At 38.7% G+C, this 13,874-nt stretch carries 14 protein-coding genes and 2 CRISPR repeat arrays; of the genes, 11 read left to right on the forward strand and 3 right to left on the reverse strand.

What is annotated here, in order from left to right:
* Window positions 1-138 precede the first annotated feature (138 nt).
* Entirely contained in the window at window positions 139-2,157 is a 2,019-nt protein-coding gene (gene cas1 / locus H6G28_RS09550) for a CRISPR-associated endonuclease Cas1 (RefSeq protein WP_190670437.1), read from the forward strand.
* A gap of 305 nt (window positions 2,158-2,462) precedes the next feature.
* Window positions 2,463-4,611: direct repeats of the CRISPR family, unit length 35 nt; unit sequence GTTTTAAATCCTTTACCCCTCACGGGGATGGAAAC.
* Window positions 4,612-4,667: 56 nt separating this feature from the next.
* Here the strand turns inward: cas1 (H6G28_RS09550) and H6G28_RS09555 are convergent.
* Window positions 4,668-4,892 (reverse strand): type II toxin-antitoxin system Phd/YefM family antitoxin, encoded by a 225-nt coding sequence (locus tag H6G28_RS09555; RefSeq protein ID WP_190670438.1) that lies wholly within the window; start codon window positions 4,890-4,892, stop codon window positions 4,668-4,670.
* A 29-nt stretch (window positions 4,893-4,921) separates the two neighbouring features.
* Between H6G28_RS09555 and H6G28_RS36775 the strand changes: the two genes are divergently transcribed.
* The 10 genes from H6G28_RS36775 to H6G28_RS09600 all read left to right on the forward strand — a co-directional run bounded on the left by H6G28_RS36775 (window position 4,922) and on the right by H6G28_RS09600 (window position 12,057).
* On the forward strand, window positions 4,922-5,038 hold the full coding sequence (locus tag H6G28_RS36775; RefSeq protein ID WP_242054509.1) for a DUF4351 domain-containing protein: 117 nt from the start codon (window positions 4,922-4,924) through the stop codon (window positions 5,036-5,038).
* A 341-nt stretch (window positions 5,039-5,379) separates the two neighbouring features.
* Window positions 5,380-6,426: a CRISPR-associated endonuclease Cas1 gene (cas1, locus tag H6G28_RS09560; protein WP_190670440.1), complete on the forward strand. Its 1,047-nt coding sequence runs from the start codon at window positions 5,380-5,382 to the stop codon at window positions 6,424-6,426.
* Entirely contained in the window at window positions 6,426-6,704 is a 279-nt protein-coding gene (gene cas2 / locus H6G28_RS09565) for a CRISPR-associated endonuclease Cas2 (RefSeq protein ID WP_190588575.1), read from the forward strand. Before cas1 (H6G28_RS09560) ends, cas2 begins: the two co-directional genes overlap by 1 nt.
* 258 nt (window positions 6,705-6,962) lie before the next feature.
* On the forward strand, window positions 6,963-7,232 hold the full coding sequence (locus H6G28_RS09570) for a hypothetical protein (RefSeq protein WP_190670441.1): 270 nt from the start codon (window positions 6,963-6,965) through the stop codon (window positions 7,230-7,232).
* Between the two features lie 378 nt (window positions 7,233-7,610).
* Window positions 7,611-7,916, forward strand: a complete 306-nt coding sequence (locus tag H6G28_RS09575) for a hypothetical protein (protein WP_190670442.1) — start codon at window positions 7,611-7,613, stop codon at window positions 7,914-7,916.
* Between the two features lie 121 nt (window positions 7,917-8,037).
* Window positions 8,038-8,268 carry a hypothetical protein gene (locus tag H6G28_RS09580; RefSeq protein WP_190670444.1) on the forward strand — a complete coding sequence of 77 codons (231 nt, stop codon included), beginning with the start codon at window positions 8,038-8,040 and terminating at the stop codon, window positions 8,266-8,268.
* A gap of 150 nt (window positions 8,269-8,418) precedes the next feature.
* Complete coding sequence (gene cas6, locus H6G28_RS09585; protein ID WP_190670445.1) at window positions 8,419-9,534, forward strand: CRISPR-associated endoribonuclease Cas6; 1,116 nt, start codon at window positions 8,419-8,421, stop codon at window positions 9,532-9,534.
* A gap of 295 nt (window positions 9,535-9,829) precedes the next feature.
* A CRISPR array of direct repeats spans window positions 9,830-10,587; the repeat unit is 35 nt; unit sequence GTTTTCAATTAATTACCCCTCACGGGGATGGAAAC.
* A 16-nt stretch (window positions 10,588-10,603) separates the two neighbouring features.
* Window positions 10,604-10,795 (forward strand): element excision factor XisH family protein, encoded by a 192-nt coding sequence (locus tag H6G28_RS09590; protein ID WP_242048246.1) that lies wholly within the window; start codon window positions 10,604-10,606, stop codon window positions 10,793-10,795.
* Window positions 10,783-11,121 carry a XisI protein gene (locus H6G28_RS09595; protein ID WP_015113645.1) on the forward strand — a complete coding sequence of 113 codons (339 nt, stop codon included), beginning with the start codon at window positions 10,783-10,785 and terminating at the stop codon, window positions 11,119-11,121. Before H6G28_RS09590 ends, H6G28_RS09595 begins: the two co-directional genes overlap by 13 nt.
* Window positions 11,122-11,235: 114 nt before the next feature.
* Entirely contained in the window at window positions 11,236-12,057 is an 822-nt protein-coding gene (locus H6G28_RS09600; RefSeq protein WP_190670447.1) for a hypothetical protein, read from the forward strand.
* A 52-nt stretch (window positions 12,058-12,109) separates the two neighbouring features.
* Here H6G28_RS09600 and H6G28_RS09605 read toward each other — a convergent pair whose 3' ends face one another.
* The gene (locus H6G28_RS09605; RefSeq protein ID WP_190670448.1) at window positions 12,110-12,808 is read right to left on the reverse strand and encodes a hypothetical protein; all 699 of its coding nucleotides are present in this window, start codon (window positions 12,806-12,808) and stop codon (window positions 12,110-12,112) included.
* 9 nt (window positions 12,809-12,817) lie between these two features.
* On the reverse strand, window positions 12,818-13,873 hold the full coding sequence (locus H6G28_RS09610) for an RAMP superfamily CRISPR-associated protein (RefSeq protein WP_190670450.1): 1,056 nt from the start codon (window positions 13,871-13,873) through the stop codon (window positions 12,818-12,820).
* Window position 13,874: the final 1 nt, after the last annotated feature.

Below are 13,874 nucleotides of genomic sequence, written 5' to 3' on the forward strand. Positions count from 1 at the left end.
TTCAAGGTACTAAAAGAAGTTTTACACCTTTTAAATACCTAGTTAGATCCCCGACTTCTTGAAGAAGTCGGGGATCTAAATCCAGCTTCAAACCATCTTGCTTTTGCCTTTTAACTTTTAACTTTTAACTTATTCATCATGTTCACCTTAGAACATCTGCGTTTCGCATGGTTGCAAGTTCGTGCGGGAAGTAAGACTGCGGGTGTTGATGGGATTTCTGTTGAATTATTCGAGTCAATGGCTACCGAACAATTGCAGAATATTGCCTATCAACTCAATCATGAAGCTTACAAAGCCAGTCCCGCCAAGGGATTTTATGTCCCTAAGAAAAATGGTGATAAACGATTGATTGGTATCTCGACTGTGCGGGATAGAATTGTCCAGCGATTACTACTTGATGAGTTGTATTTTCCTTTAGAAGATACCTTTTTAGATTGCAGCTATGCTTATCGTCCAGGACATAATATCCAACAAGCAGTACAGCATTTATATGGGTACTATCAATATCAACCGAAATGGATAATTAAGGCTGATATTGCGAATTTTTTTGACAATCTGTCTTGGGCATTGTTGTTAACTTTTTTGGAGCAGTTATCACTAGAACCAATTATCTTACAGTTACTAGAACAACAGTTGCAATCAGGAATTATCATTGTTGGACAATATCGCAATTTTGGTAAGGGAGTGTTACAAGGAGGGATACTTTCTGGTGCTTTGGCTAATTTATATTTGACTGATTTTGATAAAAAATGTCTCAGTCAAGGTATTAACTTAGTACGGTATGGTGATGATTTTGTGATTGCTTGTAATAGTTGGCAAGAAGCAAACCGCATCCTCGACAAAATTACTGTTTGGTTGGGAGAGGTTTATTTAACTCTCCAACCAGAGAAGACACAGATTTTTACTCCTGATGATGAGTTTACCTTTTTAGGTTATCGCTTTGCTGGCGGTGAAGTTTATGCACCGCCACCACCCAAACCTGTACTCAAAGGTGAATGGGTAACTAATGATTCGGGTACGCCTTATTTTCGCACTAAACCAAGACCAATAAAACCAGTTTCTCGTCCGCCTAAAGCTTGCAGTATCGACAAGCCAATTAACTTTCCTAGAGCATCTTTATCTCATTACTGGCAGGATACTATGACTACTTTATATATAACCGACCAAGGCGCATATTTAAGCGTTAAAAATCAGCAGTTTCAGGTTTTTTATCAAGGTCAATTACGCATTAAAGTCCCGGTAATGCGGGTGAGTAATGTAGTTTTGTTTGGTTGTTGTAATGTTTCGCATGGTGCTGTTAGTATGGCATTGCGGCGAAGGATTCCGATTATGTATTTATCGCAAAAGGGTAGGTATTTTGGTAGGTTACAAGTTTCAGGTGATGCTAAGGTTGAATATTTGATGTTGCAGGTTGAACGTTGCCAAAATCCTGAATTTACACGAACTCTAGCAGAAGTAATTGTGACAGCTAAAATTCATAACTCTCGAATTTTATTGATGCGTTTAAAACGCCGAAAATCATCAGAATTTGACGATAATCTTGTCAAAGAAGCAATCAAAGATTTAGATATTTTGATGGATAAATTACCTTTTGCAGAAAGTATGGATGCGTTGCGAGGATATGAAGGAAGAGCCGCAACAGTTTATTTTCAAGCATTAGGAAGTTTATTTTCTGGTGCGTTTAAATTTGAAAAGCGTACCAAGCGGCCACCAACTGACCCTGTAAATAGCCTTTTAAGTTTAGGATATACGTTACTCGGCCATAATATTTTCTCGTTTATCCAAGCTGTAGGATTACACAGTCACTTTGGGAATCTTCATGTTCCCCGCGATAATCACCCAGCTTTGGTTAGCGATTTAATGGAGGAATTTCGCGCTCAACTAGTTGATTCTTTAGTGGCTTATTTAATTAATTCCAATATTTTCACAGAGGATGATTTTACTTCTCCTGATGAAAAAGGAGGCGTATATCTACAACCCCATACGTTGAAAAAGTTTCTCAAGCACTGGGAAGAAAAGTTGCAGTCTGAGTTAACGCACCCCAACACAGGATATAAGGTGAGTTTTCGCAGGTGTTTAGAGTTACAAGTGCGAGAGTACGTAGCTTGTCTGACAGGAGAGGTAAAAATCTATCGACCAATGATTTGGAAACCTTAATAAAGAAATTGCATCATGTTGATTAGTATGGTATTGTTTATACCAACGCCTGCACCATGAAAATTCAATCAACATGGTTAGTTTCCTAAAGCCATTTTGTAAAGAAATGTAAACTGAGGGGGTCATCCAAAGGCTGAAAAGCTGATTGTTTCGTAGACCCCCTCAGATGGCTTACTGTATAAGGGTTTGAGTGGCTTTGAAACTGCTTTATTGTCAATAACTATGGCTTGTTGACATTAAAAATAGACCCCCCTCAGTTTTATGGTTCTGTAAGCCTTATTTGGTAAGCTCTCTGTAAGAGTAGGGTTTTAAATCCTTTACCCCTCACGGGGATGGAAACTCTCAATTGAATTGTTTTGGCCAACGGCCAAAACAAATTCGTTTTAAATCCTTTACCCCTCACGGGGATGGAAACAAGATAAATCCCTAACATTACTAGGGATACTGTCCTTAATAGTTTTAAATCCTTTACCCCTCACGGGGATGGAAACCTCCTCAGAAGTGCATACGAATGCACCTTGATTGCGAAGTTTTAAATCCTTTACCCCTCACGGGGATGGAAACCATTTATAACGTGCATCTGAGCAGCAGGAAATGCCAATTGTTTTAAATCCTTTACCCCTCACGGGGATGGAAACAATTGGCACCCATACCTGGCATACCCATACCTGGCATACCCGTTTTAAATCCTTTACCCCTCACGGGGATGGAAACCCATAGTTTGACCATTCAAGCCTAGCAAAATTAAAGGGGTTTTAAATCCTTTACCCCTCACGGGGATGGAAACTGTGCTAATTTTCTGAGGTTGCTAACCAGAAAATTAGGTTTTAAATCCTTTACCCCTCACGGGGATGGAAACTGTTTTTGATTTGAAAAATGATTTCCTGTAAGAGAATCATGTTTTAAATCCTTTACCCCTCACGGGGATGGAAACTGATCTGCATCAGGCAAGTGCTGCATTGATGCAAAATGTTTTAAATCCTTTACCCCTCACGGGGATGGAAACTAGAAGCGGTACGGTGAACAAGAGTTCTTGTCCCCTCTGGGTTTTAAATCCTTTACCCCTCACGGGGATGGAAACCTCGATTTCTTTCTTGAACAGCGTCTTGTTTTGCTGCTCGTTTTAAATCCTTTACCCCTCACGGGGATGGAAACTTTTTTATGTTAATGTAAAAATCTCCTTTGCCTGCAAGTTTTAAATCCTTTACCCCTCACGGGGATGGAAACAGAAAAATCCAATGCCAGAGAATAAACCCAACAGTGTTTTAAATCCTTTACCCCTCACGGGGATGGAAACGTATACCCAACAACAACTTGCTCCTTCTCAGACCAGATTCGGTTTTAAATCCTTTACCCCTCACGGGGATGGAAACCATTGTCCTTTTTTGTATTCGGCACCGAAAGCTTCGAGTTTTAAATCCTTTACCCCTCACGGGGATGGAAACTTTTTCTTGTTTTTTAATATTCCACAAATCCTTTTGTTTTAAATCCTTTACCCCTCACGGGGATGGAAACATCATCCAACGTCTGTGTTTTGGACGGCGAAACAGTGTTTTAAATCCTTTACCCCTCACGGGGATGGAAACAATACCATTGGACTTGGGAAGTCCTGTGGAATTGGTGCCGGGTTTTAAATCCTTTACCCCTCACGGGGATGGAAACATTCGCTTCCCACTCCTCCACTTTAATTTGATTCACCTGAAGTTTTAAATCCTTTACCCCTCACGGGGATGGAAACCTGACAGGCTGGGCATTCCGTCAGCCTCAATGGAAAATGTTTTAAATCCTTTACCCCTCACGGGGATGGAAACTCAAAACAATAAAAATAAGATTTAGAATTACCCACGGTTTTAAATCCTTTACCCCTCACGGGGATGGAAACCATCATTAATTCGACTGTCGCAACACCTAATGGCGTTGTGTTTTAAATCCTTTACCCCTCACGGGGATGGAAACCCCGATAAAAATCGTCACCTTTAAGTTCATGACTAGTGTTTTAAATCCTTTACCCCTCACGGGGATGGAAACCAGTTGCCGTAATTGCGAACGCACCCAATACTTGTGTTTTAAATCCTTTACCCCTCACGGGGATGGAAACATTGCTCTCTAGCAATTTTGCAACTGCTAATGAGAAGTTTTAAATCCTTTACCCCTCACGGGGATGGAAACTTGACAGCCATCCATTTTACTAATCTGGAATCCTACCGGTTTTAAATCCTTTACCCCTCACGGGGATGGAAACACTGTTGCAACTAACGAAGAAAAACCACCCAAAAAAGTTTTAAATCCTTTACCCCTCACGGGGATGGAAACTTGATCCTTATACTCTCAGGATCAATGGGATTCCAGTTTTAAATCCTTTACCCCTCACGGGGATGGAAACCGAATAAAGATAGTATCACCACGTTGATATACTTGAGTTTTAAATCCTTTACCCCTCACGGGGATGGAAACTTTACGCCGATGGTTCCTAAAATTTGCAAAAACTCATTGAGTTTTAATTCCTTTTTTCAAACACCCTCTAAGGGCAATAATCCTTCGTCCACGTCGGCAAAGTCTTCGTCCAATGGTTCAAGGGTAGAAAGTGTTTGCAGGAGTGATTTTTTCTGAATGGGGGATATGATGGCGAAGGGGACACCATTTTGGATGATAGTGAGGGGTTCGCCTGTTTTTTGAGCTTGGTTAATTAGGTTTTGGACAGTTTCGGGAAGTTCTGCAAGGGTAATTTGTTTCATGGTGGTTTGTGGGGTTTGGGGATGGGGGCTTGGCGTACATCTATTTTACCTGTGACTGTGCTTTTACCCCTGGATGGGGAGAAGAGTTGTTAAATTTCTCAGAAGTGGCTGAACTCGAAGCTTGGCTAAATCGACAAAAAGTATAAATAATCACTTTATTATTTTAGATATACTTAAGTCTGGGATACTAAGTAGTTAAACATAATTAATTACACAAAGTCATTGCGAATGGAGCGAAGCGAAATGAAGCAATCGCAAGGGCTGGGATTGCTTCGCTTCGCTCGCAATGACTGTAATTAATTTTGCGTGGTTACTTATTTCCAGCTTTTTTTAATGCCTTGTTAGCAACTCATATAACTCATATACCAAGTCATATAAAAATTGCTTAAACGCAAATATGAACCCATATATCAACATGAAAAAATTGAAACATAGGTAAAGAAAGAAAAGTTTCTTACCTACAACTAAACCTAGTTGACTTCAATTTATGTCTACCATTTACATCACAGAACAAGACGTATCATTCCAAATTCAACACCAATATTTAAAGGTGTTGCATCAACAAAATCAACGCATCTGTATTCCAATTCGGAATATCAATCAGTTCATCATTTTTGGGAATATCAGTTTACCAAAAGAAGTAATTAAACTTGTTACTTCATATCAGATTCCCGTCTTATATCTAACCCAAACTGGTGAATATTTAGGCAGACTAGAAAACCCATCCCAAACACGAGCTAAATATTTCAGCTACCAGCGTAGACACGCAAGCAAGACTGAATTTAACCGCGCTATAGCAGAAAGTATTATCTGGGCAAAACTGCACAATCAGCATACTCTTTTGCAAAACTGGAATCGTCACTATGCTAATTACACAACCCAAAGAGCATTAAATTATCTAATGCTCTTGATGGATAATTTATCAGTAGCACCAGGAATCGAAGAACTACAGGAATACAGCGAAGAAGCTGATAATATTTATTACTGTGCTTTGACTTCTTTACTCAGCTTCTACAATAGTTCTCCATATATCAATAGAAAGCGTATTAGTGGACTCATCGATTTAGGCAACCAACTGCTACACCAATATATTTACACACTGCTAAATACAGTAGGACTCGACCCCAATTATGCAATTTTACACCACAAAGAGCATGATGAACTACCTTTAGCATGGGACTTTACCGCAGAATTTCGCGCACTGATGGTTGATGACTTGGTGCTCAATTTTGTCCGAAATTTAGCTAATACTAATGGTAATGGTAATGGTAACGGGAAAAACCACTCACACAAACTTCTGCAAAAGTTTCTCCAACATTGGGAAGGAAAACTACGCACTTTTGTGCTACATCCTTATGGTGGAGAAATAAGTTATCGCCAATGTCTTGATTTACAGGTGCGAGAATATCTTGCATCTTTACTGGGAGATGTAGAATTTTATCGTCCCTTGGCGTTGAAGTTTCATCCTGCAAATTCTGATTTCATCAACACTACTAAACCGCCAACTGTTCCTCTAAAGCTGGTGAAACAATAATGTTTTATTTAGTTTGTTACGACATTGTTAGTGATACACGTCGCAACAAAGTCGCAAAACTTTTAGAGTCTTATGGTTTGCGGGTGCAGAAGTCGGTTTTTGAGTGTGTGTTGGATGAAAATCAATATGAAACTTTATCCAAATACCTGTTTCGACTTGTGAATAAACGCGAAGACCAAGTGAGATTCTATCCCATGTCTGCACACAACCGTTGCAAGGTCGCAGTATTGGGAACGCAACCTGAGTTTGTAGTAGATGACGCGGCGTTTATAGTTTAGCTCACGCAACCGCAAACAAAGTATTAAGTAACCACGCAAAATTAATTACAGTCATTGCGAGCGAAGCGAAGCAATCCCAGCCCTTGCGATTGCTTCATTTCGCTTCGCTCCATTCGCAATGACTTTGTGTAATTAATTATGTTTAACTACTTACCCACATAAATTATCGCAAAATGAACGCTGAGAAAAAAGCACGCGCTCCACCTGTGCAACTGTCTCTAGCCTTTCGGTCGAGTTTGCACATTTGGAAACTTTTGAATGCACATTCAAGCTGTTAAATTCCGTTTGATTTTCGCTGCAAAAGCCCAAAAACAACTTGATTCGTTATCTCTAAAAGACCGCAAACAATACGATAAAGCTTTTGAATGTTTCGCTAATAATGGCCCTGCATATCGCAGTTTAAGAACCCATCGCTATTACTGCAAAGATGGTGAAATTTGGAGTTCTTCTGCATCAATGGCGAAAAGATTTTACTGGCATTATACGGAGGAAAAAAGCATCATTATCACACATTTAGATTCTCACTAATCATGTAATAAATTTGGAAGAACCCCTCTCCAAACCTCTCCCCGACGCGGGGAGAGGCTTAAGACCCTCATTTTTTGGTACTCAGTTATAGATTTTGAGCAGCTTTAGCTACAAGCAGGGTTGGGGTTAGGTTCTGTCCAACTCACGTTAAATAATCAGGACTTATGCAGGTGTCGTAATTGGTGGTTGGTGCGTGACGCTATAAGTCTCATGACTACGTTCAAATCTTCTTGCTGCGTCACACACCCTACAGGAAAAATTGCCAGTTGCATAAGTCTTAATAATGTTGGGCTTCACTTCGTTACACCCAACCTACCACTTTTTACGACTTCTAATCTTGGCTCTTTCTTTTGCCTTTTTACTTTTTACTTATTCACTATGTCTAATCTTCGTCGAATCAGCGCACGCGAACAACGTCTGATTTTACTCTATAGCAATTGGGAATTGAGTATGACACCAGCACAATTTTATGCCAAATGGTCTGTAAGTTATGAACTAATTGCCTTGATATGTTCCCGTTCTGATTCAACAGTAAGAGGTTGGTTCAGAAGTAGCTCTAATCGACGCTATCCCACACATAATGATTTACTTCATTTGGCTTTGATGGATTTTTTTCTAGAACATTTTGAGGAGATTCCTGAACAGGTTTTGCATTGGTTATGCTTTAATCAGCATGACTCATAGTTTAAGTAATTTGTCAATAGCATCTTGCTATGTCTTCACAAATACTCATTAGCTACTTTGATAATAGTCAATTTTAAAGCTGAATTTCTGGGTATTTTATAACATTTGCAAGGTGGTTATAATGACCTATCAAGAGCAACTGCATCCTTGGTGCATTATTCGGGTTTTATCTAATCAACAACTGTCAGATAATGCTGGCGATATTTCTAATGTTATTGCAAGATTTCGTCGCCGTGATGATGCAGTTGCTTATTTACAAGTGTTGCAACATTCAAGCAAAAATATCAAGTTTTTGATTATTTTTGATATGCAAGGAGTGAGAAATTTACCCAAGAATAAAGCTTTAAGTTGATTGACTACCGAAACACCTGCGTTTTTATAGCGTGGCATAACAATATTATTATCCCTAGCGATCGCCTAAACCGTTTGCTAGGGATTTTTTATTATCCCCTTGTGGGGATGAAACAAGATAAAATACAAGGACTGTGATTCAAATAACACCGTGCCTCGACGTTCTCAAAAAAAGGCAGATACCTCTCCATATAAGCTGACATGGCCGCCAGACACAGAGTTAATCGGCTTAGAATTTGAGTTAGTCCCAGCAAAAGATTGTGACCTCTTCCCACAGTACACTATTGGACTCCACGCCTGGTTTTTGGAACAAGTACGTTCCCAAGACCCAGAACTTTCAGCATACCTCCATGATGGTGAGTCAGAAAAACCTTTTACTATTTCAGCTTTAAATGGAGAGATGATTAGTAGTGGCAGACAAATACAATTATCTGCAAACACTTGCTATCGTTGGTATGTCACAGCTTTATCTCGTCGAGTGCAACAATGGATGGTGCAGTGGGTAAAAAATTTGCCAGAAGTACTTGAGTTAAGAAATGCACCTTTGCAAATTCATTCTGTTAGTATTGCTCATTCTCCCACAACTTATGCCCAACTTCTAGAATCTGAGCATAGTGACACTATTGCTTTAAAATTTCTCAGTCCGACAAGTTTTCGCCGCAAAGGTCATCATTTCCCCTTACCAGTACCAGTAAATGTATTTCATAGCTACCTGCGACGCTGGAATGATTTTTCGGGAATGGCTGTTGACCAGGATGCTTTTTTGGCTTGGGTAGAGGATTATGTATTGATTACCCGTTGTCAACTTACAACTGCAAAGGTACTGGCGGGAAAGAAAGGCGCAGTCACAGGATTTACTGGTGCGATAGAGTTAACTTTGGCAAAGGAAGCAGCCAAGCAGCCACAATTTGAGCAATTATTTTATGCTTTAGGCAAACTTGCACCTTACTGCGGTACTGGACACAAAACTACTTTTGGCTTGGGACAAACACGTTTTGGTTGGTCATCTCAAGTGGTTCAAGATATACCTGATGTGCAAACTGTCTTGGCGAAACGCATTGAAGATTTAACACAGATATTTAAAGCACGACGCAAACGAACAGGTGGAGAACGAGCAGATGAAATAGCCACGAAATGGGCGACAATTTTAGCAAGGCGGGAAATGGGAGAGTCGTTGCAGGTAGTGGCAGAAGATTTAGAAATGCCTTATGAAACAGTGAAGACTTATGTCAAGTTGGCAAGACGCGCTTTAAAAACTGAGGAGTAGTTTGGTATACTCTGTTTCAAGAAAGCAGAACCTTGAAAACTTAATATTGCGTTTCCTGGTGAAAGTTAAAGTCTTGATTTTTACTTTTCACACGCAAATTTTTCGCGGGGGTAAGGCAATGCTTGAAACCCTGATTCTTCCGTTGACCCCCGCGAATCACTTACTCAGTAAGGCTTTGAGGTGTCTGTAATGGTGTCTGATTGTCAATAAAGTATGCTTATTGACAGTAAAATCAGACCCCCCGCGAAAATGGCACTTTCAAACCCAGTTGTAGCAAGTGTTCCAAAAGGGTAGGGTTTTCAATTAATTACCCCTCACGGGGATGGAAACAGAATGTTCATTTTCCCAATAAACTGCCCTTTCTTCGTTTTCAATTAATTACCCCTCACGGGGATGGAAACCTTGCATTTAGCAAGCTGAGATAGAATTATCGCGTCGTTTTCAATTAATTACCCCTCACGGGGATGGAAACTTCTGTCAACTCTGGGAGAGTGGCGGAAAAAAATTGTTTTCAATTAATTACCCCTCACGGGGATGGAAACTGCCTATTTTACGATGGTTTTAATTTTTTTTGAAAAAGTTTTCAATTAATTACCCCTCACGGGGATGGAAACAACCAAAGCCGCTCCTGATTCTATTCATGATATTTTGCTGTTTTCAATTAATTACCCCTCACGGGGATGGAAACAAATTTGCCTTAACTTGCAAGGTATTGTTTCGCCTTTGCAGTTTTCAATTAATTACCCCTCACGGGGATGGAAACTTTTCATTCAGTAATGCTATCACTAACTCAAAAACCAGTTTTCAATTAATTACCCCTCACGGGGATGGAAACATTTCCGCAGCATCTTTTTGCTTTGGATCTTTGATCTGTTTTCAATTAATTACCCCTCACGGGGATGGAAACTCAGCTTGCTGCTCACGCAAGGGACAATAAATCTTCAGGTTTTCAATTAATTACCCCTCACGGGGATGGAAACAAAAACCTCTGCTTCTTCTGTTCTGTTGATTTCATCTTGTTTTCAATTAATTACCCCTCACGGGGATGAAAATATCATCAATTACTGGATTGGGTAATAATGCGAATCAAATTGCACTGGAAGAAAACGAACCAGAACGTCAGTTATATTTAGCAGTTCCAGTTGATGCTTATGAAACCTTTTTTCAGACTAAACTTGCTAAAATTGCCGTGCGGCGACATCAACTAAAACTAATAATATACGATCCAATTATGGAAGTGATTGTGAGATGGACAAACTAGAGCAATACCGCCAATCTATCCAAGAAATATTAGCAAAACACAGTAAGTATAAACCTCAACGTGAAGAGATTGAAAACGAATTAATATTTGATACAATGCACGACCACTATCAATTGATGCGTATAGGGTGGAATGGTTTAAGTCGTGTGTATCACACTGTTATTCATTTTGATATTAAAAATGATAAAATCTGGATTCAGCAGAATATGACAGATGTGGATTTAGCACAAGAACTATTAGAGATGGGAGTACAAAAAGAAGATATTGTTTTAGGTTTGCAGCCACCATATAAACGTCCGTACACAGGATACGGAGTAGTTGTTTAATGTAGTTCCAATGTTGTTAAGGGAGTGCGATCGCTTAAGTTAAAGTGGGAATATAATAATGTGTGCGATCGCGCATGATTAAATGAAGAAATAATCGCTATACACAAACTACCTATGGATTGGCTACCTACAATTGATTTATCCCACCTTTGGGATTTGGTTATTGCCCAAACTCCAACACCAACAGCCACACCTTCACCAGTATTAACCCCTGCGAAAAACCTCAATGATATTGAACTACTTAAAAGCCAGTTAGAATTTCTCAAGGCTACCAATGGTCAACTAGGTGAAAGCTTTAACAGATTTGTTGCAGCAATGCAATTTACCTTAGTCGTATTTGGCTTTTTAGGTACTTTTTTAGCCTTTGCTATAGGTAAAAATTTAGATGATGCGAAAAAATTAGCCAGTCAATTAATTAACCGAGAAGTAGAAAATAAAATTACAGATTTAGTCCAGGCTGAGATTGAGAGTGTCAAGCGTTCTTTGCAGCGCGAAAGAGTAATCGGTTCAACAGTTGTTGATTATTATTTACCCAGCGATGATACAACAGAACCCGATGATTGTAAGCTATTACGCGCCAGAGGTTTTGCTAAAGTTAGGTTTTGGAATCAAAAGCGGAAGCCCAAAAAACCACTAGGAGATATTTTAGTTTTAGATTTGATTAATTCTAAACTACTTGAAGGACAAGATTTTGTTGGATTATCAGATAAAGAAGCTGAAAATAAGCGGGAAGAAAAGGTAAAAACCCAAATTGATTCTATTTTGCCTTTGATGGAAAAAACCACCGTTCTAGTAATTTATGTGAAAGGAAGGTTTAGAGAAATTGATAATTTAGCGGCACGAGTTGATTATTATTATGTTCCAGTAAATGCACCTATAAGCTTAATGGGAATTGTTGCTGATTCTGCTTATGTTGCTTATGGCGAAAAGCAATAATAAATAAGCCTTCCTTATTATTAAATTGAAATTTATATCGAGATATATCAACTTATTTAGATGGTTTTTTAGGAAACCGTTCCCACGGTTTTGGAGGTTCTACAGGTTTCGGTGCTTCGGGTTGAGAATTTTTTATTGGCTTGGGAGAATCTGGTGTTCTAGGACGTTGTAAATTTTTGGAATCTTCTGATTTCTTCGGTTCTATTAATTGGGGTGGTATAGGTTTAGCAGGTTTGAGTAACTGAGGACTTTCTAATGTTTTTATGTCTTCTGTTTTCTGAGGTTTTGTTATTTTGGGAGTCTCTACAGCTTTAAGAGTTTTTCTCGATTCTGGTTGTATAGTTGGTAAAATATCAAGATTATCATTATCATCTACTGTTTTGTAATACCGCATTAAGCGTTGCGACCAGCCTAAGATTTGGATAATTACTAAAGGCTTTTTTTCATAAATTCTGAGGTATTGATTACAAACTTCATTAATACTTTCATAGTAATTGGTTGTTTTTTTACTATGCCCAATTGTTTTTCCGTGTTCAACTAATTGTTCAATATACGTAAAAAACCTTGATGGTTTTCTTAATTTTTTATCAAGATACGAATTTTGCTTAATTTTTGCGTCAAGATAAGTAATCAATTTACTTAACTCAGTGCTAATACCTTCTTTACCAGGTTCAATGCGTTTTTGCTCATTATTCAAAAACTTAGCAATTTTATGAGCTATTTGTAAATGTTCATCAAGTATATTAGTCATATTATTTAATTAATAACTTTCATAAGGTATGCGATTTGTAGAAGAATTGAGGATTTCTGATAATTTTTGTAATTGAGTTTGAGCAATTAACGCTTCGTGTGCTTGTTGGATTTTACTTTGTATGAAAGCTTGCAAAGATTCATCGGTTAAGAGTTGACTAGATGGTAAACTTAAAGACGTATAGCGATTATATAAATCAGCTTGATTTTGTACTATTTCTGCTTCAGTGATGGCTACTGTCATACTTCCCATTCCTATGGGTTTACCAGCACCAACCTTTAAGACTAGGGGATAATTTTTATCTTGCCCTAAAGCAATCAGTAAAGCTCCTAATTCTTCTGGTTTGAGATTTTTAAAATTTAATTGAGTACTAAATTCATCATTTCTAAATGCTACTTGTACAGGAATCCCGTTATCTAAACCTTTGTCGATGGAATTTTTCATATTATAATAAAATTTCCAACCAACAGTTTTACCATCATTATTATAATATGCCTGATTTTCATCAGGTCTAGGTCGCCAAAGATTAGGCATAAAACCAACTTCAGAACCTGTTATTTCACAATGAGCATCTTGAATGGTGATTAACCCTTGCCATCCCCATTTTTCACCAGATGCACCAAAAACTATACTAGCAGGACAAAGTTGATTTTTTTCCTTGGCTGGTAGACGTTCTTCTGGGTATTCATTGGGCTGTTTGGGCTTAACTCCGACACGGCTATTAGTAATAGCCTCATAAACTGAACGAATACAACCTTTTAACGAACTACCTTGAATTAATAGTTCGTTGTCATTACCTTGAACCATTGTTTTGATTAAAGGAATGTCTGCTTGATTAATATCCTCGCCCAACAGCACTACACCTGTTGATATATGCAGTGTTGTCTGGACTGTTAAAGTCAGAAATAAAGTGCCGTGTAAATGGTTTGGTAAATATTTATGGTGTCCAGGCGGTTGATTTTGAGTTGGTGGTGTTGTAGGAAAATAAACAAAATCGTATGGTCTGGGGCCACGTTCTTGATTTGAACCACCAAAATTTTGAGAACGGGAAGAATTTCTAGCCATG

Origin of the sequence: Nostoc sp. FACHB-190, assembly GCF_014696905.1 — a bacterium.
In the GTDB taxonomy this organism is placed as follows: domain Bacteria; phylum Cyanobacteriota; class Cyanobacteriia; order Cyanobacteriales; family Nostocaceae; genus Nostoc_B.